A 9,442-nucleotide genomic window follows, 5' to 3' on the forward strand; every position below is an offset into this window, starting at 1 on the left:
CCGTCCAGCGCGGCAACGGCCATCTCGATGGTGCGGACCCGGGCCGGGGGGACGTCCCGGGTCAGCCCGCGGAATTTCGTGGTGAACTCCCCAACGCTCAGCGGCGCTTCCGGATCGCCGTGGGCGGTGACGTCCGCGGTCGACAGCTCCCGCCCGTCCTTCAGGACGATGGTCGCACGGGCATAGCGCTCGGCCGGGAACAAGGCCGTGAACCGTTCGTCCTCGGCGATCCTGATGCGGCCGAGCATGGCGAGGATGGCCGGGTCCTGCAGACCGTCCACACCGATCTCGTCGGCGCCGAGACGACCGCGGGCGAGCGCTGCCGCGATCGGAAAGCCCAGGGCATATTGCGCTTCCTCGGTCGTGGCCGGTGGCTTCGCACCCAGTTGCACGCCGGCGAGGAAGGTCTGGATCTCGACCTGCTCGATCATGTCGGGCGACAGGCGATGGTCTGAAGTCAGCATCATCACGGCCTCGACCGCCGGCTGGGCCCAGCGGCACACCGGCCAGGGCTTGAAATATTGCTCGGTGATGCGCCAGGTCCGGCCGAGATCGCGCCAGGTCTCGGCGGGCTCGTCGAGGAGAATGGCCGGTGCGCCGGTGAAGCCGTCCTGGGCCAGATAGGCGGCCGAGACGCCGGTCAGCGCGCCCCAGCCGGAACCGTCCTTGACCATGGTCGGGTGGTCGATGCAGCGCATCATCTGGCTGCGCGGTCCGTGATATTCGGCGATGCCGAGCGCGTGCCGCGTCTGTTCCGGCGAGAGCGCCAGGATCCGGGCGGCGATGGCGGCGCAGCCGAGCGCGTTCCAGGCGCCCGACGTGTGATAGTCGGCAGCGGTGCCATGGAGCGCGATGCCGGCACGGATCGCGATCTCGTAGCCCATCGCGAGCGAAGTGAGGAATTCTCGCCCGTCGATCGATGCGCCATCGTCGGCGACCGCGAGCAATGCCGGCAACAGCGCCACGCCGGCATGGCCCTTGGTCAGGCGGTGCCCGTCATGGGCGTCGAATGCGTCGATCGTTGCGGCGCCGGCATAGGCGGCCCCGGTCGGACTGACCCGCCTGCCATCGAACAGCAGGCGCGCGCCGCCGGCGCTGCTGCCCATCTGCCGCACGGCAAAGCCATGGACGATGCGCGACAGGTCGGTGCGGCGCCCGCTGGCAGCGACACCGATCAGATCGAGCAGGCAGCGCTTTGCCTGCTGCACCACGGCGGGCGGCAGATCTTCGAAGCGCAGGTCGTGGATGAAGGCGATGGGCATGGGCTTACTCCGGTTCACCGAGCGCGCGGCCCAGCATCCGATGGACCAGATGGGGATTGGCGTCGCGCATGGTCGGCAGACGGCGGCGCGCCGTGATGCCGTCAGGCGGCGACAGGTCGGCGACGATCAGGCCGGTGGTGGCGTCGGCCCGCGCACACTCGCGCCCGAAGGCATCAAGGATGCGCGAGCCGCCCCAGAAATCGAGGTTGCCACCGCAATGGTTGGCCATGACGATCGGCAGGCCGTAGGTGAGCGCTGTGTGGCGCAGGTTGAGGTCCCAGCCCGCCGGATTGTCGAAGCCTTCGACGGCGGACAGCGCGGACGCGATCGGCAGCAGCAGGATCGTGGCGCCGTCGAGCGCCGCCAGCCAAGGCAGCGCCGGGTTCCAGCTGTCGGCACAGATCAACGTCGCCGCCCGCCAGTCCGGGTCGAGCCGGACCGGGGCGATAACCGAGCCGCGCTGGTAGTAGCGGGTTTCGCGCAGATTGCCGTAGGATGGCAGATTGATCTTGCGATGGACCTGCGTTGGTCCGTCGCCGATCAGCGCCTGGGCATTATAAACCCGGCCGTCCTCGCCCCGCTCGATGAAGCCGATCGAGGCGCGCATCGGGCCGGCCGCCTCGGCGAGGCCGCGCAGTTCCTCGCAGCCCGCCAGGCGCGCCAGCGAGGCAATGTCCGGATCGCTCTGGTAGCCGGTCAGCGACAGTTCGGGAAAGACGACGAGGTCGACCCGTGCGCGCCGGGCCTGCTCGATCAGGGCGAGATGCTGGGCGAGGTTGGTCTGGATGTCGCCCGCCTGGCAGGCGATCTGGGCGGCCGCAACTTTCATCGGGATGTCCGCTCGCAAGCGCCATCCCCCGCACCGTCAAGGGCGCGAGGGATGGGTATTTTTCAGATCAGCTTTTCCTGCTTCAGGAAGCCGCCTGCGACCTCCTCGACCGACTTCTTGTCGACGTCGACCGACGCATTCAGCTTGCCCATGATCGCGTCGTCCAGCTTGGCCGAGAGCGCGTTCAGGATGTCGGCGAGCTTCGGGTTCTTGTCGAGCACTTCCTTGCGGATGACCGGGGTCATGGCATAGGCCGGGAAGAAGCCCTTGTCGTCCTTCAGCACGACGAAATCGAACGCCGGGATACGCCCGTCGGTCGCAAACACCAGGCCGACCTCGACCTGGGAATCGCGCAGCGCCTGGTAGACCAGCCCGGTATCCATGCGCACCACATTGTCGCGCCCGAAGTCGAAGCCATAGGTTTTCTCCAGCGGCGCCAGCCCGTCCGGCCGCCCGTAGAATTCGGAATTGCAGCCGAACTTCAGGGCGGCGCCGCCTTTGACCTTGGCGGCGAGGTCGGACAGCGTGACCACGGATTTCGCCGCCGCGTCGGACTTGCGCATGGCGAGCGCGTAGGTGTTGTTGGCCTTGGACGGGGTGAGCCAGACCAGGCCCTTCGCCGCATCCAGTTCCTTGACCTTCTTGTAGGTCGCGTCGGCGTCGAGCTTGTCGGTCACCTTGTTGAAGGTGATGAGCGACGTGCCGGTATATTCCCAATAGACGTCGATCTGACCGGCTTCCTGGGCCTGGCGCAGCGGGGCGGTGCCGAGGCCGGCGCGCTTGTCGACGGTGAAGCCCTTGGCCGTCAGCAGCTGGCTCGTCATCTCGGCCATGATCTGCTGCTCGGTAAAGTTCTTGCCGCCGACGACGACGGTCTGGGCGTCGGCGCTGCCGAGCCCGACGGCGAACGCCGCCGCGGCCAAGCCTGCCAGAATATTCTTCATCATGATGCCTCTCCTGTTGTTGTCTTCTCGTTTCGTATTGTTCTTCAGCGCAGGGGATTGACCCCGCGGGGGATGAGCCAGAACTGGCCCTGGCCGACGAGGAAATCGACGAGGATGGCGATGAGCGCCGTCGGGATCGCGCCGGCGAGCAAGGTCGAGGGCTCCATGAGGTCGATCCCGGAGAAGATCAGCTCGCCCAGACCGCCGCCGCCGATCAGGAAGGCGAGCGGCACCGTGCCGACGTTGATCGCGAGCGCCGTGCGCAGGCCGGCCAGGATGACGAACATGGCGTTCGGCAGTTCGACCCGGAACAGCACTTGGCCCGGCGTCATGCCCATGCCGCGCGCCGCCTCGACCAGATGCTCCGGCACCATCCTCAGTCCGGCGATGGTATTGAGCACGATCGGCAGCAGGGTCAGCGCCACCAGGCCGAAAATGGCCGAGGGCGCGCCGATGCCGAGCACGGACATGGCGAGCGCCAGAATCGCCAGGGTCGGGATGGTCGTGCCCAGGTTCACGACCTGCATGACGATGTTGGCGTAAGGCCGGACCGCAGGCCGGGTCAGCACGATGCCGAGCGGCAGGCCGATGGCGATCGCGATCGCGCCGGAGATCGCGGCCAGCGTCACATGCTGGCGGGACAGATAGACCACGTCCTCCCAATGGCTGAAGACCGCGGCGAGGGTCCCCTGGGCCTGCAGGTAGGCGCCGCAGGCGAAAACGAGCGCGAGCAGCAGCAGGCGCAGCGGGGTTCCGAGGGCCGACGTCAGCGCCATCGCCTAGTCCCGGTAGGTCGCGCCGAGCAGCTGGGTGATGCTGCGCTGCGTGACGTATCCCTTGTAGAACCCATCGTCGTCGACGCACGCGAGCCAGGTCACGCCATGGGTGAACATCAGCGAGACCGTGCTGCGCAGGTCGTCCGTCACCTTGATGACGCCGGGCAGCGGCTCGACATGCTCGCCCACCAGTCCCTTCCTGCCCTCGGCCTCATCCAGCCGGATCATGCCGCGGGCCCGGCCGCGCGGACCCACCATCACGATCGAGATATGGCCATGTTCGCGCATGCGGGCGACGGCGGTCTCCAGCGGTTCTTCGGCGATCACCCGCGGCGCGTCGCGCATCATCGCGTCCTCGACGCGGATCAGCCGCAAGCGCTTCAAGGTGCGGTCGCTGCCGACGAAGTCGGACACGAAGGCATCGACCGGATGGGCCAGGATATTGTCCGGCGTGTCGTGCTGGACCAGGCGCCCGTCGCGGAAGATCGCGATATGGGTCGCCATCTTGACCGCCTCGTCGATGTCGTGGCTGACGAACACGATGGTCTTCTTCAGCGCCGCCTGCAGCTTCATGAACTCGTCCTGGATCACCTCGCGGTTGATCGGGTCGATCGCGCCGAACGGCTCGTCCATCAGCAGCACGGGCGGGTCGGCCGCCAGCGCGCGCACGACGCCGACGCGCTGCTGCTGTCCGCCCGACAGTTCCTTGGGATAGCGCTTCAGGAAGATGCCCGGGTCCAGGTTGACCATCTCCAGCAGCTCGGCGGCACGGCTGCGCGACTTGGCGCGCGGCCAGCCCAAGAGATCGGGGACGACGCAGATATTATCCTCGACCGTCTTGTTCGGGAACAGGCCGATCTGCTGGATGACGTAGCCGATCGAGCGGCGCAGCGTGACCTCGTCCACCTCGGCCGTGTCCTGGCCATTGACGAAGATGTGGCCGCCGCTCGGCTGGATCAGCCGGTTGATCATCTTCATCGTCGTCGTCTTGCCGCAGCCCGAGGGGCCCAGCAGCACGCACACGGCGCCGGCCGGGACGTGGAGGTCGACCGCGTCGACGGCGGTGAACCCGCCGAAGACCTTGGAAACCCGCTCCAGCCGGATCATGACCGGCCCCTGAGGCCGGGCGAGGTCAGGACGCGCTGCAGGAACAGCAGCAGCGCGTCGGCCACGATCGCCAGCAGGCTGACCGCCAGCGCGCCGGTGATGAGCTGGCGGATGTCGGTCTGCGAAATGCCGCGCGCGATGAAAGTGCCGAGCCCGCCGGCGCCGATGTAGGTCGCGATCGCGGCGACCGCGATGTTCATGACCACCGCGTTGCGCACGCCGCTCACGATCACCGGCAGCGCCAGGGGCAATTCGACCTGCCACAGCCGCTGCAAAGTCGTCATGCCCATGCCGCGCGCGGCCTCGCGGAGCGCCGGGTCGACGTTCATGATCGCCGTGTAGGTGTTCCGGATGATCGGCAGCTGTGCATAGAGGATCAGGGCGATCAGCGCCGGCAGGAAGCCGATGCCCTGGCCGATCAGCGACAGCACCGGGATCAACAGGCCGAACAGCGCGATCGACGGGATCGTCATGATCACCGCGGCCACATAAAGCACCCGGTCGGCGGCCTTCCGGCTCTGCGTGATCAGGATGCCGATCGTCACGCCGGTGAAGATCGCGATCGTGACGGCCAGTCCGACCAGCAGAATGTGCTGAAGCATGTAGTGCCAGATGACCGGCAGGTTCGCGACGATGAAATCGATCGTCTGCACGCTTGCTCCTCTCTCGCCGGCTCCGCGGGAATCTTCCCTGGATCATCCGCAATGGCGATGCCGGCGCCCTTTACGATTCCGACATGTTTGCACGTAAATCCGACGGGCGGACAGCCGGCGTCAGCCGCCACGCATGTCGGAGGGCCGCGTGCCGTAGACACGCCGGTAGCAGGTCGCGAAATGCGAGGTCGAGGTGAAGCCGCACACGATGGCGATCTCGATGATCGGGCGGTCGGAATAGAGCAGCAGCTCGCGCGCCTGCTCGACGCGAAGCTGCAGGTAATAGCGCGCCGGGCTCATGCCGGCATGGCGCAGGAACAGGCGTTCGAGCTGCCGCGGGCTGATCGCGACCTGACGCGCGATTGCGGGCAGGGGGACCGGATTCTCGATCTGCCGCTGCATGATGGTGATCGCCTGGCGGGCCTTCTCGGGCAGATGGGCCAGGGTCTCCAGCCGCCCGCCCCGCTGGTCTTCCCGTTCGTCGCGGATCCGCTCGTGGTGGAACTGGTTGGCGACGCCGCGCGCCAGGTCCGCACCGTGGCCGTCGGCGATCAGGTGCAGCATCATGTCCATGGCGGCCGTGCCGCCCGAACAGGTCATGCGCTGCCGGTCGATCTCATAGATCTTGTTGGTGCAATCGAGGTCGGGGAAGTCCTCCTGAAAGGCCGAGCGGTTTTCCCAGTGGATCGTGCAGCGATAACCATCGAGCAGCCCGGCCTTCGCCAGGAGATAGGTGCCGGTCGAGATGGCGCCGATGGCGATGCCGCGCCGGGCCGCTTGGCGCAACACGGCCAGATAACGTTTCTCGTTGGCTTCCTTGATGCGCAAGCCACCGCAGACGAACAGGCACCGCGCGCCCTCCAGCGTGTCGGCATGGGCGTCGGCGGCGAACAGGATGCCGTTCGACGCGTCGACCCCCTCGCCGTCGAGACTGGCGAGCGTCCAGCGATAGGCTTCCCGATCCGCCAGGCGATTGAGCGAGCGCAGCGGTTCGATGGCCGAGGCCAGGCTCATCATCGAGAAGCCCGGCACCAGCAGGAACACGAAGCGTTCCACGGGCGGATCAAGGTTCGTGATGCGGGCGTCCCGTTGCATGGCCGGATCATAGCAATCGCGGACGCAGGGCGCACGCGATGCGGGTCAGCTCCAGGGAAACGGGCTCTTGGAAACCGGGTGCAGCTTGCCCTCGGCATAGCGTGACAGGCGGAACGGCTCCAGCAGGCCGCTACGCTCGCCGGCGATCTCGGCCGCGACCAGCTCGCCGACGCCGATCATCTTGTAGCCATGGTTCGAATCGGCGATCACATAGCAATTGTCGCGGAACACGTCGAAGACCGGGAAGCTGTCCGGCGTGAAGCAGCCGATGCCGCCGGATTTTTCCTCGTGGTACTTCACATGCGCGCCCTCGAACCGCTTGTGGCAGAAGGCGAGCGCCGAGGTCCACATGTCGGCGAATTCGGGCGAGGAGACGAATTCGGGACTTTGCGGCCCGTAGGGGTCGATCGCGACCTTGTCGACCGGCGTCTCGACCTTGTAGGGCATGGCGCCGCCCTGGATGCCGTTGAAGTGGAAATCGGGCTTGTAATAGATGCCCCACAGGTCCGACGTGATCAGCTGCCCGGTCTTGTCCGAATAGAGCGGCGCGTCGGTGTCGACATGGATCACTGGCGGCATCTTGCCGTCGTTGGTGGCGAGGAAGCCGGGGTCGACGCCCAGCACGCCCTCTTCGAGCTGCCAGAACCGCCACATCGGGATGTCCGCATGGATCTTGCCGTCGCGGCCCTTGATGCTGACGGTCCGGGGCAGGTCGAGCATGGTCCAGAAATCCCGGACCCAGGGGCCGGCGCCGATGACGACATAGTCGCACTCGATGCGGCCCTGGTCGGTCAGCACCGCCGCGATGGCCCGGCTGTTGTGGCCGTACTCGAAGCCGGTGACGGCGACGTTCTCCAGGATCCGTGCACCGGCCGAGGTTGCCTTGGCCGACAGGCCCTTCAGCGACGCCATGTTGTTGGCATAGCCGCCGGGCTTCTCGTGCAGCACGGACGTGATGCCCTTGGCCTGCCAGTCGTGGAACAGGCCCTTCATGTATTTCGCGCAGTCGGCCTCGCCTTCGATGAAGGTCGATCCGTAGCCGATCGCCTTCTGCTGCTCGTAGATGGTCGCGACATCGTCATGCATCACTTCCGGGCTGATCTGCATATAGCCGACCGGATGGTACGAGTAGGCCTCGGTATCGCTTTCCCAGACGCGGACCGAATGGGCCATCAGCTCGCGCATCGCCGGCTGGAAATAATTGTTGCGCACGACGCCGCAGGCGATGCCTGACGCGCCCGAGCCGACCGTGCCCTTGTCCAGCACGATGATGTCTGCCTCGCTGCCGCGTCCCTTGGCCTTCAGCTTCGTGGCCAGGTGATAGGCGGTCGACAGGCCGTGGATACCGCCGCCGATGATGACGTAGCGGGCTTTTGATGGAAGCGACATCGGGTGAACTCCGGGGAACGAGAGGCGAGCGGGCTGATCATTGCAGTGCCGCCGGGCCGCCAGGATCGAATTTACGACACCGATCCGGGCAAAAACGACCTCGGCCCCAAGTCGCAAAACCGGTGTCGCATGTCGCAAACCATCGCGCGGCGACGGGCACCTTCGGTCAAAATCCAAGACTGGACACGACCGGACAAGGAGCGATCGACATGTCGCGCGACCTCGTGCGCACCCTGCTCGACGAGCGGCGCAGCGGCTTCAGCCTGCCGCGCGGCTTTTATTGCGACGAGGCCGTCTTCAAGGCCGACCTCGACGCGGTGTTCGCGACCGACTGGCTGTTCGCCTGCAACGTCTGCGAGATCAAGCGTCCGGGCGACTACCTGACCCTGGAGATCGGCGACGATTCCGTCGTGATCCTGCGCGATCGCGACGGTGAGGTCCGGGCGTTCCACAATACCTGCCGCCATCGCGGTTCGCGGATCTGTGCCGACGAGACGGGACACGCGAACCGGCTGGTCTGCCCCTACCATCAATGGGTTTACGAGCTCGACGGCAGCCTGATCCACGCGCGCCAGATGCCGGCGGATTTCCCGGTCGGGGACTATCGCCTCGAGCCCGCCCGGGTCGAGGTGATCTGCGGCATGGTCTATGTCTCGATTGCCGACGATCCGCCGTCGCTCGACCGCTACCGCGCGGCGGTCACGCCCTATATCGCGCCCCACCAGCCGGACCGTACCAAGGTCGCCTTCACCTCGACGATCATCGAAGAGGCGAACTGGAAGCTGGTGATCGACAACAACCGCGAATGCTACCATTGCGCGGCGAACCATCCGGAGCTTCTGGTCTCGCTGGTCGAATTCGCGCTGCCGGATGATGCGGCTGCGACCGATGCCTTCGCCGGGCTGATGGCGCGTTCGGCGGCGAAATGGGACCGGCTGGAGCTGCCGCACCAGCCGGCCGACGGCGCGACGGAATTTCGCTGTATCCGCCTGCCGTTCAACGACGGCACCGTGTCCTTCACACTCGACGGCAAGCCGGCCTGCAACAAGTTGCTCGCCGACTTTACCGAGCCGGACCTGGGCTCGGTCCGCATGTTCCGGGTGCCGAACAACTGGAACCACTTCCTGGCCGACCACATCATCCATTTCCGCGTCCTGCCGCTTTCGGCCGACCGGACGGCGGTGCGGACCACCTGGCTGGTCCATGAGGATGCGGTCGAGGGCGTCGACTACGACGTCCGGCGCCTGACCGAGGTGTGGACCGCGACCAACGACCAGGATCGGCGCCTGGCCGAGAACAACCATCGCGGCATCCGCTCGTCGGCCTACCGGCCCGGCCCGTTCGCGCCGTCGGAATTCATGCTGAAGAATTTTTCCGACTGGTATGC

General features: G+C 66.6%; 9 protein-coding genes. 1 reads left to right on the forward strand and 8 read right to left on the reverse strand.

The annotated features are described in order from the left end of the window. The 8 genes from VGV37_RS23555 to VGV37_RS23590 form a co-directional block, all read right to left on the reverse strand. Positions 1–1,262: MmgE/PrpD family protein (locus VGV37_RS23555; protein WP_326882225.1), on the reverse strand; the 1,262-nt coding region annotated here is incomplete at its 3' end. Between the two features lie 4 nt (positions 1,263–1,266). Next, entirely contained in the window at positions 1,267–2,091 is an 825-nt protein-coding gene (locus VGV37_RS23560; RefSeq protein ID WP_326882226.1) for a nitrilase-related carbon-nitrogen hydrolase, read from the reverse strand. Positions 2,092–2,153: 62 nt separating this feature from the next. Next, positions 2,154–3,038, reverse strand: a complete 885-nt coding sequence (locus VGV37_RS23565; RefSeq protein ID WP_326882227.1) for a glycine betaine ABC transporter substrate-binding protein — start codon at positions 3,036–3,038, stop codon at positions 2,154–2,156. A gap of 41 nt (positions 3,039–3,079) precedes the next feature. Then, on the reverse strand, positions 3,080–3,811 hold the full coding sequence (locus tag VGV37_RS23570; RefSeq protein ID WP_326882228.1) for an ABC transporter permease: 732 nt from the start codon (positions 3,809–3,811) through the stop codon (positions 3,080–3,082). Positions 3,812–3,814: 3 nt separating this feature from the next. Then, the gene (locus VGV37_RS23575) at positions 3,815–4,918 is read right to left on the reverse strand and encodes an ABC transporter ATP-binding protein (RefSeq protein ID WP_326882229.1); all 1,104 of its coding nucleotides are present in this window, start codon (positions 4,916–4,918) and stop codon (positions 3,815–3,817) included. After that, the gene (locus VGV37_RS23580) at positions 4,915–5,520 is read right to left on the reverse strand and encodes an ABC transporter permease (protein WP_349256467.1); all 606 of its coding nucleotides are present in this window, start codon (positions 5,518–5,520) and stop codon (positions 4,915–4,917) included. The genes VGV37_RS23575 and VGV37_RS23580 overlap by 4 nt, the downstream gene beginning before the upstream one ends. Before the next feature lie 171 nt (positions 5,521–5,691). Then, positions 5,692–6,666, reverse strand: a complete 975-nt coding sequence (locus tag VGV37_RS23585) for a GlxA family transcriptional regulator (protein WP_326882231.1) — start codon at positions 6,664–6,666, stop codon at positions 5,692–5,694. A 45-nt stretch (positions 6,667–6,711) separates the two neighbouring features. Next, positions 6,712–8,055 (reverse strand): FAD-binding oxidoreductase, encoded by a 1,344-nt coding sequence (locus VGV37_RS23590; RefSeq protein WP_326882233.1) that lies wholly within the window; start codon positions 8,053–8,055, stop codon positions 6,712–6,714. Positions 8,056–8,264: 209 nt separating this feature from the next. Here VGV37_RS23590 and VGV37_RS23595 point away from each other — a divergent pair. Next, positions 8,265–9,442: aromatic ring-hydroxylating dioxygenase subunit alpha (locus VGV37_RS23595; protein WP_326882234.1), on the forward strand; the 1,178-nt coding region annotated here is incomplete at its 3' end.

It is taken from the genome of Aliidongia sp. (genome assembly GCF_035943795.1).
GTDB lineage: Bacteria > Pseudomonadota > Alphaproteobacteria > ATCC43930 > CGMCC-115725 > Aliidongia.

What these genes read in the sequence shown, in the direction of transcription:
- VGV37_RS23590 (WP_326882233.1), bottom strand. Translation starts at nt 8,055, where the DNA reads ATGTCGCTTCCATCAAAAGCCCGCTACGTCATCATCGGCGGCGGTATC.
- VGV37_RS23580 (WP_349256467.1), bottom strand. Translation starts at nt 5,520, where the DNA reads ATGCTTCAGCACATTCTGCTGGTCGGACTGGCCGTCACGATCGCGATC.
- VGV37_RS23560 (WP_326882226.1), bottom strand. Translation starts at nt 2,091, where the DNA reads ATGAAAGTTGCGGCCGCCCAGATCGCCTGCCAGGCGGGCGACATCCAG.
- VGV37_RS23575 (WP_326882229.1), bottom strand. Translation starts at nt 4,918, where the DNA reads ATGATCCGGCTGGAGCGGGTTTCCAAGGTCTTCGGCGGGTTCACCGCC.
- VGV37_RS23565 (WP_326882227.1), bottom strand. Translation starts at nt 3,038, where the DNA reads ATGATGAAGAATATTCTGGCAGGCTTGGCCGCGGCGGCGTTCGCCGTC.
- VGV37_RS23570 (WP_326882228.1), bottom strand. Translation starts at nt 3,811, where the DNA reads ATGGCGCTGACGTCGGCCCTCGGAACCCCGCTGCGCCTGCTGCTGCTC.
- VGV37_RS23585 (WP_326882231.1), bottom strand. Translation starts at nt 6,666, where the DNA reads ATGCAACGGGACGCCCGCATCACGAACCTTGATCCGCCCGTGGAACGC.